Annotated in this window: 13 protein-coding genes and 8 pseudogenes; 9 read left to right on the forward strand and 12 right to left on the reverse strand. The window is 61.8% G+C overall.

All coding sequences use genetic code 11. The features are described 5' to 3' along the window. The first annotated feature begins 257 nt into the window (after nucleotides 1-257). Together AB3X99_RS29530 and AB3X99_RS29535 are read left to right on the forward strand one after the other, a co-directional pair. Nucleotides 258-572, forward strand: a complete 315-nt coding sequence (locus tag AB3X99_RS29530; protein WP_368618925.1) for a tyrosine-type recombinase/integrase — start codon at nucleotides 258-260, stop codon at nucleotides 570-572. Between the two features lie 108 nt (nucleotides 573-680). Continuing rightward, nucleotides 681-931 (forward strand): annotated as a pseudogene (locus AB3X99_RS29535) (ATP-binding protein); the annotation flags it as partial. Nucleotides 932-1579: 648 nt separating this feature from the next. Here AB3X99_RS29535 and AB3X99_RS29540 read toward each other — a convergent pair. Together AB3X99_RS29540 and AB3X99_RS29545 are read right to left on the reverse strand one after the other, a co-directional pair. Next, entirely contained in the window at nucleotides 1580-2359 is a 780-nt protein-coding gene (locus tag AB3X99_RS29540; RefSeq protein WP_368618926.1) for a cytochrome b, read from the reverse strand. Between the two features lie 66 nt (nucleotides 2360-2425). Further along, nucleotides 2426-2898 (reverse strand): annotated as a pseudogene (locus AB3X99_RS29545) (DDE-type integrase/transposase/recombinase). A gap of 725 nt (nucleotides 2899-3623) precedes the next feature. On the opposite strand from AB3X99_RS29545, the gene AB3X99_RS29550 reads away from it, so the two are divergent. The 4 genes and pseudogenes from AB3X99_RS29550 to istB all read left to right on the forward strand — a co-directional run bounded on the left by AB3X99_RS29550 (nucleotide 3624) and on the right by istB (nucleotide 6691). Then, the gene (locus tag AB3X99_RS29550) at nucleotides 3624-3800 is read left to right on the forward strand and encodes a hypothetical protein (RefSeq protein ID WP_342922278.1); all 177 of its coding nucleotides are present in this window, start codon (nucleotides 3624-3626) and stop codon (nucleotides 3798-3800) included. Then, nucleotides 3797-4186, forward strand: coding sequence for a DDE-type integrase/transposase/recombinase (locus AB3X99_RS29555; RefSeq protein WP_368618927.1), 390 nt, complete (start codon nucleotides 3797-3799; stop codon nucleotides 4184-4186). Before AB3X99_RS29550 ends, AB3X99_RS29555 begins: the two co-directional genes overlap by 4 nt. A 517-nt stretch (nucleotides 4187-4703) precedes the next feature. After that, a pseudogene (istA, locus tag AB3X99_RS29560) lies at nucleotides 4704-5915 on the forward strand (IS21 family transposase); the annotation flags it as partial. Between the two features lie 7 nt (nucleotides 5916-5922). Continuing rightward, nucleotides 5923-6691 (forward strand): annotated as a pseudogene (gene istB / locus AB3X99_RS29565) (IS21-like element helper ATPase IstB). 466 nt (nucleotides 6692-7157) lie between these two features. Here the strand turns inward: istB and AB3X99_RS29570 are convergent. The 3 genes and pseudogenes from AB3X99_RS29570 to AB3X99_RS29580 form a co-directional block, all read right to left on the reverse strand. Then, nucleotides 7158-7496, reverse strand: coding sequence for a hypothetical protein (locus AB3X99_RS29570; RefSeq protein ID WP_069269191.1), 339 nt, complete (start codon nucleotides 7494-7496; stop codon nucleotides 7158-7160). Between the two features lie 254 nt (nucleotides 7497-7750). Beyond that, nucleotides 7751-8625: pseudogene (locus AB3X99_RS29575) on the reverse strand (integrase); the annotation flags it as partial. Between the two features lie 302 nt (nucleotides 8626-8927). Further along, the gene (locus AB3X99_RS29580; RefSeq protein WP_218108692.1) at nucleotides 8928-9095 is read right to left on the reverse strand and encodes a hypothetical protein; all 168 of its coding nucleotides are present in this window, start codon (nucleotides 9093-9095) and stop codon (nucleotides 8928-8930) included. A 329-nt stretch (nucleotides 9096-9424) separates the two neighbouring features. On the opposite strand from AB3X99_RS29580, the pseudogene AB3X99_RS29585 reads away from it, so the two are divergent. Beyond that, nucleotides 9425-9873, forward strand: a pseudogene (locus AB3X99_RS29585) (cupin). Nucleotides 9874-9930: 57 nt separating this feature from the next. Next, nucleotides 9931-10308 carry a DUF3564 family protein gene (locus AB3X99_RS29590; RefSeq protein ID WP_342922276.1) on the forward strand — a complete coding sequence of 126 codons (378 nt, stop codon included), beginning with the start codon at nucleotides 9931-9933 and terminating at the stop codon, nucleotides 10306-10308. Between the two features lie 920 nt (nucleotides 10309-11228). Here the strand turns inward: AB3X99_RS29590 and AB3X99_RS29595 are convergent. Both AB3X99_RS29595 and AB3X99_RS29600 read right to left on the reverse strand, forming a co-directional pair. Then, nucleotides 11229-12018, reverse strand: a pseudogene (locus tag AB3X99_RS29595) (IS630 family transposase); the annotation flags it as partial. Between the two features lie 121 nt (nucleotides 12019-12139). Continuing rightward, nucleotides 12140-12391: a hypothetical protein gene (locus tag AB3X99_RS29600; protein ID WP_368618928.1), complete on the reverse strand. Its 252-nt coding sequence runs from the start codon at nucleotides 12389-12391 to the stop codon at nucleotides 12140-12142. Nucleotides 12392-12666: 275 nt separating this feature from the next. Here AB3X99_RS29600 and AB3X99_RS29605 point away from each other — a divergent pair. Continuing rightward, nucleotides 12667-13344: pseudogene (locus tag AB3X99_RS29605) on the forward strand (serine/threonine protein kinase); the annotation flags it as partial. Between the two features lie 8 nt (nucleotides 13345-13352). On the opposite strand, the gene hypE reads toward AB3X99_RS29605, so the two are convergent. Genes hypE through hypB form a run of 5 tightly spaced genes read right to left on the reverse strand, consistent with a single transcriptional unit; the run spans nucleotide 13353 to nucleotide 17951 of the window. Then, nucleotides 13353-14429 carry a hydrogenase expression/formation protein HypE gene (gene hypE, locus AB3X99_RS29610; protein WP_368618929.1) on the reverse strand — a complete coding sequence of 359 codons (1077 nt, stop codon included), beginning with the start codon at nucleotides 14427-14429 and terminating at the stop codon, nucleotides 13353-13355. Further along, the gene (gene hypD / locus AB3X99_RS29615; RefSeq protein ID WP_069269198.1) at nucleotides 14426-15562 is read right to left on the reverse strand and encodes a hydrogenase formation protein HypD; all 1137 of its coding nucleotides are present in this window, start codon (nucleotides 15560-15562) and stop codon (nucleotides 14426-14428) included. The genes hypE and hypD overlap by 4 nt, the downstream gene beginning before the upstream one ends. After that, nucleotides 15559-15825 (reverse strand): HypC/HybG/HupF family hydrogenase formation chaperone, encoded by a 267-nt coding sequence (locus AB3X99_RS29620; RefSeq protein ID WP_069269199.1) that lies wholly within the window; start codon nucleotides 15823-15825, stop codon nucleotides 15559-15561. Before AB3X99_RS29620 ends, hypD begins: the two co-directional genes overlap by 4 nt. A 3-nt stretch (nucleotides 15826-15828) precedes the next feature. Further along, on the reverse strand, nucleotides 15829-16998 hold the full coding sequence (locus AB3X99_RS29625; protein ID WP_368618930.1) for a carbamoyltransferase HypF: 1170 nt from the start codon (nucleotides 16996-16998) through the stop codon (nucleotides 15829-15831). Next, nucleotides 16995-17951 carry a hydrogenase nickel incorporation protein HypB gene (gene hypB, locus AB3X99_RS29630; protein WP_069269201.1) on the reverse strand — a complete coding sequence of 319 codons (957 nt, stop codon included), beginning with the start codon at nucleotides 17949-17951 and terminating at the stop codon, nucleotides 16995-16997. Before hypB ends, AB3X99_RS29625 begins: the two co-directional genes overlap by 4 nt. Nucleotides 17952-17957 lie beyond the last annotated feature (6 nt).

Here is a 17957-nt window from a genome sequence, read left to right on the forward strand (position 1 = left end):
GTGCGCCATGCCTATGACTGGAAATCTGCGATGAACCAGTTTGCCATCCTGTTTGGCGAGCGGTTTACGCGGGCGCGCGGGTAGCGTTTTTTTTAACCGCCTCGCCCACAAAAATGCGGACAGGTTCTCCGCGTCTGTCCGATCTGGCCGCAGACTGCCAAGTTGTTGCAGCGACTCGTCGAAGAACGCCCGTATCCGCTTAATGCAACCACAGCACTGTTGTCAATAATCGCGGCGACAAGCACACCCGCTTCGGGGTGTACTACCTGCTTCGCAAGCATCTGGTCGCCGCCGGAGCGACCGTACCTACCCTCCGGGAGAAACGCATCCACCCTCATTCTCTGAGGCATACGACAGCGCTCTCCTTGTTAAAGTCAGGTGTAGACTTCCCAGCGATTAGCCAATGGCTTGGTCACGCGAGTCTCGATACAACGATGCGCTATGCGCAATCAGACATCGACATGAAGCGCCAGGCACTCCCTCAAGTGTTTCCAGACATATTGACGAAGGTATCGGCCGACCGAGGAACATTCGGACGCTTGCCGATTATCGACTGGTTGAAGCGGCTCTGATACTTATGTGGAGTTCGAATCACGGCTGCCGACTATCACTATGCCTTGACCCACCGGACTCCACATAACGGTGCACTACACATAGATCGAGTAACGTTATGCAAAACGTTACTGGACGACCTGTCGTATGCTCGCAAGGATCAGGCCGAGGCCAGCGTTCTGTTCGAGCGGATTGCAGAGAGGTATGAGCGAAAAAGTCTTCCGATAACTGCAAACGAAACATTCTCGGACTGGAATGACGTGCTCCCCGACCCCGGCATGACATCGCCGCCATCGACCGGCTTGTGCATCACTCGACGACCTTCGAACTCAACGTCGAAAGCTACCGCCGCCGCAAGGCCGGCGACAAACAAAATGCACTGCGGCGTCAATTGCACGACGACAACCCTGCCAATCCGTTCAGCGCCCAGTTGCCTGACCACGACAACGTTGTCGCAGTAACGATGTGTGTCAACTACACGATCACGCAACGACAACTACGAAGGAGAAACGTCAAATATGAGCTGATATCGAACGACAACTACCCCGTTGACCGGCCAAAATAGTTGTCGCTGACCGGCCGTGCTGGTTGATGCTCTCTAACGCAAGGAATCCAGTACACCTGTCGCGGGACGTTGAGGGCTTCGAGCTGGAGTGTGAAGAATTGAACAAATAGGCGCACGCCTTGGAAACGAACTGCTCGCGACGGGTGCCCAGCCGGTCCAGCAGCGCGAGATTGAGCAGCCGTAGGGCGCTGAGCATGCGCTGGCGGCACTCGGCCGGTTCAAAAGGGTCTTTCGGGCGTGCCTGTCGATGGCGGCTTAATTCCAGGCTCGGGTGCCGTGAAATACGCATTGATGGCGCCGCGTTTCGCGAATCCATGCCATGCTGCGCGGCAACGCCGTGCGGAAAATTTAAGATGTGCTAACCTCCATGAGGTCGATGTTTTTGGCCACCTTGACCGGCGGGTCTTTTCCCAGATACAGGCATCAATGAAAAATGCAGCGACCATGAAAGACAAACCGTATTTAAAGCATCCTTCGCAGCACGTCGTTACGCGAGATCAGTTGGTGCTTGATTACCGCTACCACGTGCAACATGACCAGTCCAACCAGCAGTGCGCAACTTGCGCGATGCACCGCGAACAATTCGTCGGTTAGCGGGCCTTTCTGGAACGGAGTATGGATTTCAACCAGTCCGAAAAACGGATAGCCATTCGGCACCATCAGGAAGCCACTCGCCAGCACTGCAAAGATCATGACGTAAATCAAGAGATGTACTACGCGTGCCAGTAGTTGCTGTTCGACGGACACATCGGGCAGCGCAGGTGGCGCGATTCTGACCAGCTTCCAACCCACCCTCAGCGGAAAAAGCACAATCAGAACCGTTGCTATCGACATGTTCAGTCGCGACAGGAAATCATGCACAGGTCCATTGGCGACCCGGGTGAGCGAGTAACCCGCTACACTGGCGTAAATAATCCAGACAGCAAATGTCCAATGGAAAAATCGTGCGATACCGTCGTAGCGGCCCCGCTCGATCCCGGCCGCCAGCTCTGACCAGTCGCGCAGGCCAGATTGGCCGTCTTGCGGGATCGCGGTTAGCGGCTCACCGGCACGCGAACTGGATCGCTTAGCCGCTCGTGACATCCGGTTCATAACCTCTTCCAGTCCGAAGTCGTTAGGCTGTATCGGGACGCCGCCACGCGTTCCGCCCTTTGCTGATTCAATGCCGGGGTCGGGCGGGTTCTGTCGCAGTAAGACCGAGAGGCCGTCCAAGACCGGTATGGTATGGATTTCCTTATCCAACCAGCGAACATAACTGCTGTGCGGGAGTTTGCACCAACGCCGCCATCGTTCAATTTCCCTTGACGATCATGTGTATGACTTCGATGCCACCCAGGAGAATGCGGACGCAACGAGATTCTTAAACCCGAGCATCGGGCGGGTCCCGCGCTTGATCGCGCGGTGGTCCTGCTCGACGATGTTATTCAGATACTTCGACTGACGGATACTGATCGGCGTCTCCCGCCCGGCGTTGATAGACTCAAACGCAGCGAGATTTGCCCCACTCTTGTCGTTCGGTCTCCGCCTCGGGTGCGCCGTTGCGCTCGATCGATTTTTCAAAGTGGCGCTTCGCGGCAGCCTTGTCAGAAATCGATCGCGTCTCCCGCTTTGTCCACGGCCCGGTACAAGTACTTCCACTGTCCTTTGACCTTGATATCAGTCTCATCCACGCGCCAACTCCTGACGACTTCGCGCTTGCGACGCCAAATGGCTTTTCCCGAACGGGCAGCAACTTGACCGCCCACCGGTGCACGGTTGAATGATCGACATCGGTGCCGCACTCAGCCATCATCTTTTCCAGATTTCGCAGGCTCAGTCCATAGTCCACATACGAGGGCACGCACATCAGCAGCATGACATCGAGCGGATGGTGCAGTCGCTTCAGAACCTTCGCAACTTCTGGGGCAAGGGCCGTTCGTGGCGTCAGTGCCTTCTTATTCATCGGGTCAGTACCAGTTCGTCAGACGCGCATTCTAGCGTTCCGGCACTAACGCGACACAACCATATTCGCGTCGACAACGCCAATTGCGTTCAGGCAGGTAATGAAAATTTGCATTCGTGACGCCCAGTACATCGCCGAACGCACTATGCGGCATTTCCATGTCGACTAAAAATCGATTGTTTGGATAACACAGATCCACGTAACGAATGCATGCGTGCGAGAAATATGCGCGCTGATGGCTTCGCCAAATCAGCTTTCAGCCGGTAGCTTCAGCAATGTCACGTTGCTGACAGCGGCGTCGGGTGACAACTTGCAATGCAAAATACCGAACTGCTTTTATCACGGCGATCGCTTCTCCGCGACGGTAGGGTGCAATTTGGGTGCGCTGGTCTGTTACGCTCGGGATTTTGACGAGCACGAGCCAATGCGTAAGCTAAAAGACATTGACGGATTGCTCAACGGGCGCCACTTCGCTCGCGAAGTTATTGTCCTCTGTGTGCGCTGGTACCTGCGTTACAATCTCAGACTTCACCTCGCTGAAATGATTGCCAAGCGTGTCTGTCGATGTCGCACACGACGATCATGCGCTGGGCCCAGCGCTTCACGCCGGAATTCGTCAAACGCTGGAATCGGCTGGCCTTGAAAGCCGGTCAGTCAATCGACGAGACCTATGTGAAGATCCCTGCCAAATGTGTCTATCTTTACCGCGGCTTGACCGGGCGGGAAAACGATCGACTTTGACTCCCGCCAAGCGAAATGTGGCTGCGGCCCAGGCGTTCTTTGCGAAGACGATCAGAAGTCAGGGGCGCCCTCGGGCTACGATCACGCTGGACGGTTACGCGCCTCACCGCGCGGTGTGCGAAATGAATGCCGATGGGACCTTGCCTAAAGACGCGACGTTGCGGTCCTTGAGATACTTGAATGATCTGATCGAGCAAGATCAGCGCAACATCAAGTCCAGGGTCAACGCGATGCTCGGCTTCAAATGCTTCAGAAACGCGACCGTCACGATCTCGGGCATCGAGTTGATGCATCGCATTCGGAAGGCGCAATTTGACCTTACGAACCTGCGCCTCGAAGATACAAATGCGCCCGCTATTTGGAAGGCAGTTCTTTCTGCTCAATGAGGTCGCCGCAAACACGCTGCTTCTCACTGCTATTAAAATTGCACCAAAGCCGGAGTGTAAGGCCAACGCGCCTCAGGCGTCCGCGATCGAGCCGCGCGACACGCAGCTTTAATCGGCGACCGCCCGGCGTCGGACCACGGTGCTGCGGATCGAGAGCACTCGTCACAGGGTTCGCCAAAAATCGCTGCCGCAGCCGATAGGCAGTTGTCCGGACGTCAAGCAACTGTCCAGCGCGCTTAGACTGAACTCGAGTCAGCGGCCCCCTCCGAGCGGTCGCAACACCTAACACCGCCGCCACCTTCGCGGCACGGCTGTCTATCTCGTCAGAGGACGCCATGGTGCCCCCTCGCCCGCGCTCTTGATCGCGCTAGCTGAATTAGGGGGAGCGGACGAGGCCGGCGGGAGTCGACGGCAACGACTACACTGGACCGTTGAGCGGCGCTGGGGAGACGGTCATGGAACTACGTTGGAAAATCTATCTGGAGCGGCGGGGAAAGGGAGAAAGGGGCACTGTTGGTATACCGGCAGTTACGACGCCGTGAAGCGCATGCTGCGCCGGCTTGCGGCAGAACGCGTCGTCAAGGCAACGACGACCCTCGAATTCGCGCCCGCCGAAGCCACCCAGGTTGATTTCGGCGCCGGCCCCGTGCTCACGCACGAGTCCGGCATCCCGCTCAAGACGTGGATCTTCGTCATGACCCTGTGCTGGTCCCGGTATCAGTATGCCGAGGTTGTGCTTGACCAGACCGTCGAGACGTGGCTGGCCTGTCATCGCCGCGCCTTCGAATGGTTCAGGGGTTGTCCTTCCCGGGTGACGATCGACAACGCCAAGTGCGCGATCATCCGGCACTGCATGCATAGCCCCGAAGTCCAGCGTTCCTACGCGGGGGTCGCCGAAACGTATGGTTTCCGCATCGAACCATGTCCGCCGCACGACCCAGCCAAGAAGGGAATCGTTGAATCCGGAGTCAAGTACGCCAAGAAGTCCTTCGTACCACTACGCGAGTTCCGCGATCTGGCCGACGCGAACCGTCAGTTGCGCGAGCGGATCCTGCAGCAGGCCGGCGTGCGCGATCACGGCACCACGCACGAGCGGCCGCTCACGCGCTTTGCGATCGAGCGGCCGCTGCCCACGCGCCTGCCCGATGTGCCGCCAGTACTGGCCGTGTGGTCCGAGGTCAAGGTGTATACGGACGGCCACGTTGTCTACAAGAAGGCGCTGTACTCAGTGCCCTTCACGCTGGTCGGCAAGCAGCTATGGCTCAAGGCCACCGACACGGTCGTGCAGGCGTTCCACCGGCACGAGCTCGTCGCAACCCATCCACGGCTACGCAAACCGGGGGACCGCCACACCGTGCGCGACCACCAGCCGCCCGAGGCACAGGCCTGGCTCAAGCACGATCCCCAGTGGTGCCTCGCGCGCGCGAAGGACATCGGGCCAGCCCGCCACGCCGTCATCCTCGCGATGTTCAACAACACGGTGCTGGAAAACCTGCGCGGCGCAAAGGGCATCGTGCGCCTACGCGAGAAGGTGGGCGATGAGCGCCTGAACCCCGCATGCGAGCGCGCGCTCGCGTTCTCCGGTCCCCACTATCGCACCATCAAGACGATCCTCGACAAGGGGCTCGACAGCGAGGCTGCGGCGCCATCTACCGCAACGGCGCCCACCGATACCAACCTGAATGGTGGCCGATTCGGCCGCGACCTTCAATCCCTTCTGATCCATTAAGCCAGCCATGAATCCGAGTCCCGAACTGAACCCCATCCTCAAGCAGCTGCGCCTCTCGGGCATCCTTGACTCGCTCGAGCAGCGCAACCGCGAAGCCATTGACGGGCAGCTTGCCTACACCGAGTTCCTCGCAATGCTGCTGCATGACGAGATCGCTCGACGCGACACGAAGAAGTTGGGCGTGCGGCTTGCCCGTGCCGGCTCGAGACGTTCAACTTCGATCTGGGGCCCAAGCTCAACCGAGCCTATATCCACGATCTCGCTACCGGTCGCTCCATCGACGAGAAGGTCTGTGTCTTGCTGGTCGGCGGAACAGGCGTCGGCAAGTCACACCTGGCGCAGGCATTGGGCCACTGCGCGGCCCGGCAAGGGCGTGACGTGTTGTTCATCTCACAGACTGATCTGCTCAAGAAACTGCACGCAGCTCGCGCCACAGACCTGGACGAGCGTAAGTTCCAGCAGTTCGTACGTGTGCCGCTGCTCATCATCGACGACTTCGCAGTCAAACCGCTGCACCCACCCCACGACGAAGACTTCCACGACCTGATCGCCGCCAGGTACGAGCGAGCGGCTTTGACCGTCACGTCAAATTTAGATCTGAGTGAATGGGGCGACGCGTTCCCCGACAACCGCATTCTGGGCGCCGTGATGTGGACCGGCTACGACACGGTGCCTATCGCGTCGTAATCGAGGGAGAGAGCTTCCGCAAGCCCAAACCGATGCCGGCGAGCAGTGAAAACGCGGTTGCCAAATCGGGCAAAAAACGGCATTCTTGAAGCCGTTCGAATCTGCGCTTTACCCCCGCTTCCGCTGGCTCCATTACGCCGCCCATCCCCGGCTCGATTACGCCGCCCCGTGACAGCGAGCACCGGACGCCGACATTAGCGATTTGCTGCCGTTCAACTACGCGAAACGGCAAGCCGAAACGAGCGCGAACTGATCGGCCAATTGCGCGCCACCCATGAAGTCGGCGCGCAATACCCGAGTGCAGTCGTGGACATCGTCGGCCATGCCAGGCCGCCGCGATGCGGCCACGCTCGCCTCTCGGTTGCGAACGATTCTCCATCGGGTGTGGTGAATTTAGCGCTTACGGTTATCCCGCGTCGCCATCCCTCCAGCTTACTGCTCGGTTACGCGTGGAATTCGCGCTCGGGCAGGCGTGGAGTCAGCGTTCGGTTTGGCGTGGAATACGCCCTCATGGCCCATGGCAGGAGGTGCAATATGACTGCCGTCCAAGATTTTTTATGATCCTGGCGGGCGCGGCCATAATGGCTGAAAGTGAGCAGGCGTATGGAGGATATGCACAAGCCGGCCTTGCTGACCAAGAACCGGATGAGCTGTGACCCGCCCACTCTGATCGACCTCAATGGTCTGGATGCGTATGTCAAGGCTGCGCGCGAGCCTGTCCCCGGCCGCGTAGATGTCGATGAAGTCATGCTCATCGGCCAGGCCATCCGCGATCAGCCCACTTCGCAATGCCTGCGCCTCGAGTTCCCTCGTCTGCTCCGTTTCCACCCCGGGCTGTCGCCTGATGTTGCGCACGAACTGAAGAACTGTATCCAGCAGGCAGTTGTTTCCCACCCCGCTGGCCCCCCTTCTCCGCGCTCGATTGCGCCAGAAACTCGTCAAGACTGCCATAGCTGCGAGCAAACTCGAACTGCTGCAGGACGGGCGCCTAGGCCGGCGCGGCACCCGCCAGGGGGCGGGGAGGCGGCTGGGCACGTGCGGCGCGCGCAGGGGGCGCGGGGCCCAGCTACTGCGAAGCGCGTGGCCGGGATCCAGGGCCCGGGGCGCTACCGCAGGCGCGCTTCGCGTGGCGTTGTGCGGCCCGGACGGTGCGGCGTGCCGTTGTAGCTCGCGATCGCGTATTCGACCAGTTCCTCGAGCTCGTCGAGGGAAACATACAAACGCAGGCTACCCTTCGGATCAGCCAGCGCCCGCCGCAGATCGCGCGGATGCGAGCCGGTGTAGCCTAGCAGGCGCGACGACAGGCGGCTTGCGACGGTCCCGAAAAAACGCTCGATGTAGGGTCGCTCGTCCGGGCTGTGGCGCGGCCCCGCATCGACAAGGCACCCAACGAATTCACAAAGTGCCCTGATCGTGTCGTCGGCCAGGTTCGCTTTTGCGTTGTCGAGCTTCATACGTTCCCACACGGCATACGCGAGCTCCGGCATACGCTGCGACGCGAAACCCTCTTGCGCACCGTAGCCGAGTCCGGCGATCGTGAAGTCCTTCACGCGACGAGGCTCAAGCGCGTTTTCGATGGTCTTGATGACATCGTAGCGGCTGTACTCGCTCGCCAGCACGATGTGATAGCCCAGCACGACGCGCGTGTACACGTCGATGATCACCAGCAGCCAGACACGTTCCATTTCGAATTCGTGTTCAAATCACAGCGGATCGCGCACCACGGACTTGGGGCAGATATCGAGCCGGTGGCCGTCGAATTCGACGACCTGACAGGGACGAGTCGCCGGCACCTTCACGTCGTCATCAAAGCGCGGCCCCCCCTTTCAGGTGCGATGCACCGGCGGCGCGCGCGGCTGTACCAAAACTGCGCAGCATTTCCGCCTTCAGCCGGCACGACAGGGAACGGATCGCATGCCCCGCGATGTTGAACGGATAATCCGCTGCAGTCAGGCCCACCGAGCGGCACTGGCGCAGGAACTCGTCATGCATCGCCGGCAGGCACGCGAAGACGCGTGCGCAGGTGTTACGGTCGGGATTCGAAGTTTAGGAGGCGAAGTGACGAATTTAATGCGGACTTATGCGAATTGACGCTTTTATTACGATTCAAAGGTAAATAAAACCGTCACGAGGGGCGCGCTTTGGCTCTTGGTTACAGGGAACGGGTAGTGTCAAATTTATTGCGTCCTACGTCGAGCGTGCCACGTATGTCGACCTGCTCGATAAAGATGCGAAGCAGATCGGTTTCCGCGGCAGGGCGGCTCGTGACCCCATTGATCACCACGACGCCGCCACGTTTGACAGCCCTCAGGCTGTCCGCCCAGGTCACGGCCCCGATGTTGTCACGACTGCATCAGTGCGGCGCGGCAACTGATCGGCGTGGCGGAATATCCGGTTGGCGCCGAGGCGCTCGGCGATCGCGGCACCCTCGTCATTGTGCGACGTGGCCACGAAGCCGGCAGCACAATCCATCTGAATGAGCGCAGTCGACATGCCGCCCGAAGCGGCTTGCACCAGCAAGGACGGCGGACGCTGCGCTCATACTCCGCCGTTGACCGGGGCACTCTCGCGCACTTTTATCAGGTATCACATAAGAGTCAACGTGCCACGAGGGCTGGCTCTCGCAGGAACGGTGTACGTCAGCCAGAAGCCTGGCGTCGATGCGAGCCGGCCGATGGATAGCGTGACGTCGATCCAGGTCTGTCACAAATCCGGAAACAGGGGCAACCATCACCGCGTGCCAAGTCAAATTCTGGATGCTGGAAGACGTCGTGCTTCCCAAACCTAGTGCCCCTTCTTCCATCGCACTCGGGAGACCTGTCATGCAAACCGGACTCACCACTGGTTTTTCTCACGTCAAGCCGCAGGACACGTCACTCACGCGCGGTGGGCTGCGCGATTTCTTTGTCTATCGTGATCTGGAAATCGTCAGGGGCACAAGGTGGTCGCGCAATATTAGGGCAAATCTTGCGCCAAAGTCGGGCGCGGGCTGGCACCCGCATGAAGCAGATTTTCATATCGTCAGCATGCTCTAAGTCGGGGCGAGCTTCGTGTACACCGACAAGGAAACGCTCGTCGAAGCGGGTGATTGCGTGCATCAGGCGCCGTCCGTTTCGAACACGCGCCTGACATGGAGTACATCGAAATCGTGAGCCCTGCCGAATTTAAATCGGTAGACGCGGAAGCGCCGTGCCGGCGCCCAAGTAAGTATAAAGCGGCAGCAAGCGACACCCTGACGCATGCACAAGCTTGCCGCTGCACCTACAGTTGATATGTCCGTCGATTACTGTGGCGGGTCACGAAGCCACGAACACGACCGGAGAAATTCATGCGCATCACGCTCCATCTCAGCACCTTCGACCGCCTTGACCCGAATGCCTATGCGATCCTTTGGCTCGACAACGACACCCACAAGTGGTCGCGCGAAGGTCATGCCGGTCTCCAATTCCCCGACTGGGGAAAGCTGCGGGTCGATGCTCGCGGCACGCTGGTGTGCGACCAGCAGAATGCGCGCCCCCTGTTCATCCTCGACGGTCTCGCCGTGGAAGCCCAAACTGGCCCGTTCGAGGGGGAATCAGGCGAGGCACTCTGGTGCTGCACTGAATGCGAGAGCGGATCGGTCGTTGCAGGGCACTGGCATGTGCAGTGCGTCGACAAGGACACCGTGCTTGCCGAGCACAGCGTGTTTGCTGGGGACGAGGTCTGACCTCGGACGCGCCTTCGCCTCGTTGCATGCGAATCTTCGGTGAATCCCTGAAAGCCCGTGTCAGCGGGCTCGAACTATTCCAGTTCCGGAATGATGCGTCTGGTTAGGGACAAAGGATGCCGACGTCCAAATCGACCAACCGCTGCCGATGACACGAACTGGCTTTTCGAGCATCGTGTTCAACAACGGCCTCACCCCGGCGCAAGCTGGGTATTCGTACTTTTGGTGCAATTTCTGGCGATCTGATCGAAAAACCTTAAATACCACCACCTTGCACTCCTTCGGCTAGTCAGCAAAGCCTTGTAGCGTGGGGCTTTGAGGAACGCAAGCGCCAAAAATTGCACCAAAGATCGTGTCAGAGTGCAAGTCCTGCGGGCACAATTCTTTTACCCTCATCCCTGACCGACGGAGATACGACCACGTTTAAAGCTCCCACACGCCCACTTAGACGACCCCTGCATCGCTTGCAACGGGAGCCACACTCTGGTCAGCGGCCCTACGCTGCCAAACGACTTTTGCAATCGAGATATCGCTATACACCGCCCCCTTGAGCGCTCCGTTTGCGGAATTAAGGGTCGCCTCCGTACGCTTGCCGCCGGCGAGGAATCTGTACGGGGCGTCTTCACCGAGACCTGCGAGCTGTCCTTTGATGCCTGCGAAGCGCGCCGTCTTGCGATTTGACTCGTAGAAGCTCGTCTTCCTATCGATTACTCGCAAGAGGTGTCGAATGGCAAGCGACTTGGGTCGCCGCGTCCCTGCACCGATTTCAGCTGATCGGTACTGACCTTAAACCTCGGAAACTTCATTTCCACTCCCGTACGAAACTCCGCCGCTTCATCAGCCCAAATTTTCGGCAGATCAATGTCGGGATCCAGTGTTCTGTCCCAGAAATAATTTTGCATAGCCGAGCCACTTTCTGGAATTGAATCGGCGGTCTCGGTCCACACGAACGGCCGGCCGTGTTGGTTGTACTGCTCGATATATCGCTCGCTGGTGATGAGTTGCCGCACGTTCTTGAACGACCCTCGACGGATCGCCTGCTGTGTAATCAGGCCAAACCAGCGTTCAACCTGATTCAGCCAGCTTGAGTAAGTCGGCGTGAAGTGTATGTAGTAGCGCGTATGCCTGGCCAGCCACGCCCTGACCTTGGGATGCTTGTGTGTCGCATAGTTGTCGACGATCAGATGCACATCGAGATCGGCAGGCACCGCCTGATCCACATGCCTGAGAAACGCCAGGAATTCCTGATGTCGGTGGCGCGGCTTACATTGCGCAATAACTTCACCCGTTGCCGTATTGAGCGCGGCGAACAACGACAGATATCGGGCCACCGAACTCTTCGAAATCCCTGTCTGCGCAGCAGCGGAGCGCACGCTCCAGTGCGTTGCCCCATCCGGCTTCTCATGCAGCATCCTCGCAAGCAATTCCGCGACTGCTTCATCATCATGCGTGCGAGGCCGGCCTGGACGGGCTTCATCATGCAGACCGGCAAGTCCGTGGGCAACAAAGCGCTTCTTCCAGTGCGTAATTGCAGGCGGTGTTACTTCGCACCGCGTCGCAATTTCTTGACCGGTATGACCGTCAGCGGCCATCAAGATAATCTTTGCCCGGCGCACGAGAGAGTGAGGCAGCGAACGCGAGCGGCTCATTGAGAGCAATTGCTCTCGGCTCCAGCTCCGACACGACAAGCTCGATTCCTTTGCGTCCCATGATCGCCCCCAACTCACCGTGATTCGATCATAGAACAATCTGAATTTACGTAAAGTTATTTCTGGGACAGAACACTAGATCCTTCCAAATACCCGTGCAATATCCCGCGCGAAACTTCGTGTCAGGATTCTGAGGCGGCTATGTGATGGAGCCTGGGATCGACTACGACGAGATCGAGACCTTCGTGGTGCCGAAAAACACCACGTATATCGTCCGCGCCGAAATGGACCACTACGACGAAGACCCGGAGGACGAAGTCGGCGCTTCCTGCATCGTTGCGGTCACCATGCAGCCTCAAAGAAATGATAAGTATTGCCGTAGACGTGAACGACTTGATACCGGGGCCGGCGGCGACGTAGTCGATAGCCCTCATCGAGCCCCTTCAGGTTCCGCCGTTGGAAGGGACGGCTGTGTCGACCAAGGCCGCGCCACATGGGCTAGCCAGCCAATAAATGAAAGTACTGATTCGGCTCCAGCACGGCCGATTTGAGGCGGTTCTAGAGAAGAACGCCTGGCTCTACACGCGTTGCTGACTCCACAGATGTTGCCGTGTAGTGTGCTTGAAGGGCACGTCCGCCGCTGTATGAGCAGACGAATGAGTTGCCTCTCTTGATTGACGGGCACGAGCGCGACGATAAACTACGTCAGATGGACTCCCTACACGGTACCGACGTAAATCGCAGCGCCAGCATACTGCGCGAGGATGGCGAGTTCACGCTCTACCGGGTCCAGCCCACCGGCAGCACCGGCAGTGTGCTGGTGGTACGTCCCGCCGACGAACATCCCCCAACCGCCCTTCTCGAACGCCTCGCTCACGAGTTCGCGCTGAAGGACGTACTCAACAGTCAGTGGGCAGCGCGCCCTTTGAAGCTGGTGCGCGATGACGCACGGATGGTACTAGTGCTCGAGGATCCGCTTGGCGAACTGCTCGAGCGGCAAATCGGCGGACCTGGCGAGGTGGGACATGTGTTGTCCCTCGCTGTGGGCATTGCAGCGGCGCTGGGTAAAGTCCATCAGCACGGCCTCGTGCATAAGGACATCAAACCTGCGCATATTCTGGTGGACTGCGTCGACGGCCACGTGCGGCTCACTGGCTTTGGAAGCGCCTCTCGACGCACGTATGAACGGCAATCGCCGGAACCGCCGGAAACGATCGTCGGTACCCTCGCCTATATGGCGCCTGAGCAGACTGGGCGGATGAACCGCTCGATCGATTCGCGCAGCGACCTCTACGCATTCGGAGTCACGCTCTATCAGATGCTCACAGGGACCCTGCCGTTCACCGCGGCCGATCCGATGGAGTGGGTACATTGCCATGTTGCACGCAACCCGGATCAGCAGATCCGCGGCAGTTGCTCGCCCGAAAGCCAGTCGGCAATGCGCCGGCCACCGAATTTCGTCTCAATCTGAACGAAGCCATGCGCGTCCTCGACCACTTCGCCGATGCGCGCCGCCGCCACGCCCAACGGATGCGCGCGCATCGCCGCGAGCAGTTGCGGCGCGTCGCCGCTTGCGCAGATCGCGACCAACTTGCCTTCGTTGGCGACATAGAGCGGATCGAGGCCCAGCAGCTCACACGCCGCATCGACTTGCGGCAGCACGGGAATCGCGCGCTCCTGAATGCGCATCCCGACGCGCGACTGGCCGGCGATCTCGTTGAGGGTCGTGGCAAGCCCGCCGCGCGTGGGGTCGCGCAGCACGCGCACGCGAGGCGTGACGGCAAGCATGTCCGCCACGAGCGTGTGCAGCGCGGCGCTGTCCGAGCGGATCTGCGTTTCGAAGCCCAGGTCCTCGCGCTGCGACATGATCGCCACGCCATGTTCGCCGATCGTGCCCGAGAGCAGCACGACATCGCCGGGCCGCGCCTGCGAGCCGTCGATATGAATGCCCGCGGGCACGACGCCGATGCCGTTCGTGGTGATGAACACACCGTCGCCCTTGCCGCGCTCGACGACCTTGGTGTCGCCCGTCACGATCGGCACGCCGCACGCGTGCGACGCCGCGGCCATCGACTCGACGATGCGGCGAAGATCCGCCAGCGGGAAGCTCTCCTCCAGGATGAAGCTCGCGCTGAGATACGAAGGCCGCGCGCCCGCCATCGCGACGTCGTTGACGGTGCCGTGCACGGCGAGGCTGCCGATGTCGCCACCTGGAAAGAACAGTGGCGAGACGACGTGCGCGTCGGTGGCCATCACCATGCGCTCGCCTGGGCCTTGCGCAAGCGGCGCGAACGCGGCCTGGTCGTTGCCCTGGCGCAGCCATTCGTTGTCGAAGGCCGCGACGAACAGCTCGCGGATCAGTTGCGCCGACGCGCGGCCGCCCGCGCCGTGGCCCATGTCGATGCGGCCGTCGCGAAAGTTCAGGGGCCGCACGAAGGCGGGCTTGACCGAAGATGGGTGGGCTGGGCTCATGCTGCGACAACCGGAATATCCTTGAAACGACCATAAGAGTAATGCGCGGCGCACGCGCCTTCGCTCGACACCATGCACGAGCCGATCGGATTCTCGGGCGTGCAGACCGTGCCGAACAGCGTGCAGTCGCGCGGGTGCTTGAGACCGCGAAGGATCGCCCCGCACTCGCACTTGCGATGATCGGCGACGGGCCGGTAGACGAGTTCGTAGCGGCTTTCCGCGTCGTAGCGCGCGTACTTCGGGCGAATGCGCAGCGCGCTCGCCGGGACCTCGCCCAGGCCACGCCACTCGAACGACTCGCGCGTTTCGAACACGTCCTGCATTAGCGCCTGCGCGGCCGCATTGCCCGCGCGCGTGACGGCGCGTGCGAATTCGTTCTCCACCTCGGCGCGGCCGTCGTTGACCTGGCACACGAGCAAGAGGATCGCCTGCAACACGTCGAGCGGCTCGAACCCGGCGATCACGACCGGCTTGCGATACCCCTGCGCGAAGGCCTCGTAAGGCGCGGAGCCGATCACGATGCTCACGTGCGCGGGGCCGACGAAGCCGTCGAGCGGCACCGCGTTCGCGTCGACGGACGGCGCGGCGAGCAGCTGAGTGATGGCGGCGGGCGTGAGCACGTGGCAGCACAGCACGCTGAAGTTCTCCGCGCCGCTGGCCGCCGCCTCGCGCACGACGAGCGCGGTGGGCGGCGTGGTGGTCTCGAAGCCGATTGCGAAAAAGACCAACTCACGCTCGGGATGCTCGCGCGCGATGCGCAGCGCGTCGCGCGGCGAATACACCATGCGAATGTCCGCACCGCGCGCCTTGGCACGCTGGAGCGACAGGCCGTCCGAGGCCGGCACGCGCATCGTGTCGCCATAGGTGCAGAGGATCACGCCGCGTTCGAGCGCGAGGCGAATCGCCAGATCGATGCGCCCGATCGGCAGCACGCAAACCGGGCAGCCGGGACCGTGGATCATCCGCACGTTTTGAGGCAGGAGATCGGCCACGCCGTAGCGGGAAATCGCGTGCGTGTGACCGCCGCAGAACTCCATGAACTGGTAGCGGCGCTCGATCTGCGTCTGCGCCTGGATGCGCCCGGCAATGCGCGCGGCGAGTTCGCCGTCGCGGAATTCGTCGACGTATTTCATTGCGCGGCTCCGGGTTGCGCGATGGGCGCGTCATGCGCCTCGCCAAGCGACTGGGCGACTTCGCCGAACAGCGCGAGCGTGCGCTCGGCCTCTTCCGGGTCGATCACGCCCAGCGCGAAGCCGACATGCACGATCACGTAATCGCCCGGGCGCGCGTCTGGCACGAGCGCGAGCGAGACCGTCTTGCGCACGCCCCCGAGATCGACGACGGCCGTTTCGGCGTCAGACCATTCGATGAGCCGTGCGGGAATAGCTAAACACATGGGCTAACTCCTGATTCTTGGCGCAGTCGCGAGCATCGCGCGTAACTGCGGATCGTATGCGGCAACCCAAGCTTGGCCAAGCGCGAGGCCGGCGTCACCACAGGGTACTGTGCCGGGCATGTGGGTGCGCACCCCGCGCGTCGCGAGAGACGTGCGCAGATGCGCGGCGAGCAGCCGGTTTGCGAAGCAACCGCCGCCAAGGAGCACGGAGCGACCTTGCGCGGCGAGCGTGGCCCAGTGGGCGAGCGCCGCAGCCAGTGCGAGATGAAAGACGGCGGCGCCGCGCGCGGCTTCGCCCGCGTCCGCGAGCGTCAGCAACTCGGCGAGGAGCGGACGGAGGTCAAGCTCGCCGTTGTCCGTGACTTGCCACAGGTCCGCCACATTGGGGGCCTCGTGCGCGTCGAGGTAGCCGCTCGCGAGCCTTTCGAGTGCGATGGCCGCCTCGGCTTCGGCGCGCTGGCGCAGGCACACGCCGAGCAGTCCCGCCGCAGCGTCGAACCACCGTCCCGCGCCGGTGCTCGGCGGGCAATTGCGGCTGCGCGCGAGCATGACGCCGACCGTGCGCGCGGCGCTATCGCCCACGGCGGCCGCGAAGCGCTGGTCGATTTCGTCGCTCCGCCCGAGCGCGTGCAGGGCGGCGGCGGCCATGCGCCAAGGCTCGCGCGCCGCGACGTCGCCGCCGGGCAGCGCGAGCGGCGTGAGACTGCCCAGGCGCCGCCAGCCGGCGGGCGCCACTTCCAGCAGTTCGCCGCCCCAAGCGGCGCCGTCCGTGCCGAGACCCACGCCGTCGAGCGCGAGGCCGACAACGTGCTCGCTCAACCCGTGCTCGGCCGCGACCGCGCCGATGTGCGCGTGATGATGCTGAACGGCGACGGTCGGCACGCCGAGCCGCTCGCCCCATTCGAGCGCGACGCGCGTGCTGTAGAAGTCGGGATGCAGATCGTGCGCGATCGCGCGCACGGGCCGCCCCGCGCGCGCGGCGGCCTCGACGAGCGCGGCCACCGACGTATCGAGCGCCACGCAGTGCGCCGGGTCGTCGAGATTGCCGTGCAGCGGCGACCAGTGCACCTCGCCGCCGATGCACACGCACGCGGCGTTCTTCAGCCACGCGCCGGTGGCGAGCACCGTATGATCGCCGAGGGCATGCGGCAGGTGCTGCACATGCGCCGTCATACGGCGTCTCCGGCGCGCCGCTGCTCAGCGCGCAACGCCGCAAGCTCGCTCTCCAGCACGCCGATGCGCTCGACAATCGGGTCGCGCGCACGCGCGATCCAGTCGAGCCACGCATCGAGGCCTTCGCCGGTCGTGGCCGAGAGCCGGATCACTTCGATCGACGGATTCACGCGGCGCGCATACGCGATGCACTGCTCGACGTCGAACTGCACATAAGGGAGCAGGTCAATCTTGTTGACGATCATGAGGCGCGCGGCTGCGAACATGTCGGGATACTTGAGCGGCTTGTCCTCACCCTCCGTCACCGAGAGGATCGCGACCTTCGCCTCCTCGCCGAGATCCCACACCGCGGGGCAGACGAGATTGCCGACGTTCTCGATGAACAGCACGCTGCGCGGTGCGTGGGACGCGAGGGACGCGTGCTCGTGAGCATGGTCGTGCAGCGACAGCCGCCCGAAGGCCGCCGTGACCATCGCCGCGTCGAGATGGCAGCCCTTGCCCGTGTTCACCTGGATCGCGGGCGCACCGGCCGCGCGAATGCGCTCGGCGTCGTTCGCCGTCTGCTGGTCGCCCTCGATCACGCCGACGGGCAGACCCGGCATCCGCTCGCGCAGCGCGGCGATCGACGCGCACAGCAGCGTCGTTTTCCCCGAGCCCGGGCTCGACACGAGATTCAGCGCACGCACGTCGTGTGCCGCGAATTGCCGCCGGTTGGCGGCGGCATGGCGATTGTTCTCGCCCAGCACATCCTGCTCGAGCTTGATGGTGCGCCCTTGGTCGAGGCCGGGCACCGTCACGCCCGCTGGCCCGAGGCCGTAGTCCAGGTCTTGGCCCGATGCGCCCGGGTGGGCGTGGGAATGAGAGCCGGAGTGGCCGTGCGCCTGCGCGCCCTCGTGCCCCTGAGCGGCGTTTTGCCGATCGCCGGGGCTGTCGCACCCGCATACCACGCACATGTTGCT

It is taken from the genome of Paraburkholderia sp. BR10882 (assembly GCF_040948855.1).
GTDB classification, from domain to species: Bacteria; Pseudomonadota; Gammaproteobacteria; order Burkholderiales; family Burkholderiaceae; genus Paraburkholderia; species Paraburkholderia nodosa_A.

Bases quoted from the DNA above. Each gene is read 5' to 3' on its own strand.
- AB3X99_RS29550 (WP_342922278.1), top strand. From the start codon at position 3,624: ATGTCGCACACGACGATCATGCGCTGGGCCCAGCGCTTCACGCCGGAA.
- AB3X99_RS29580 (WP_218108692.1), bottom strand. From the start codon at position 9,095: ATGTCGACTGCGCTCATTCAGATGGATTGTGCTGCCGGCTTCGTGGCC.
- AB3X99_RS29590 (WP_342922276.1), top strand. From the start codon at position 9,931: ATGCGCATCACGCTCCATCTCAGCACCTTCGACCGCCTTGACCCGAAT.
- AB3X99_RS29600 (WP_368618928.1), bottom strand. From the start codon at position 12,391: ATGAGGGCTATCGACTACGTCGCCGCCGGCCCCGGTATCAAGTCGTTC.
- hypE (WP_368618929.1), bottom strand. From the start codon at position 14,429: ATGAGCCCAGCCCACCCATCTTCGGTCAAGCCCGCCTTCGTGCGGCCC.
- hypD (WP_069269198.1), bottom strand. From the start codon at position 15,562: ATGAAATACGTCGACGAATTCCGCGACGGCGAACTCGCCGCGCGCATT.
- AB3X99_RS29620 (WP_069269199.1), bottom strand. From the start codon at position 15,825: ATGTGTTTAGCTATTCCCGCACGGCTCATCGAATGGTCTGACGCCGAA.
- AB3X99_RS29625 (WP_368618930.1), bottom strand. From the start codon at position 16,998: ATGACGGCGCATGTGCAGCACCTGCCGCATGCCCTCGGCGATCATACG.
- hypB (WP_069269201.1), bottom strand. From the start codon at position 17,951: ATGTGCGTGGTATGCGGGTGCGACAGCCCCGGCGATCGGCAAAACGCC.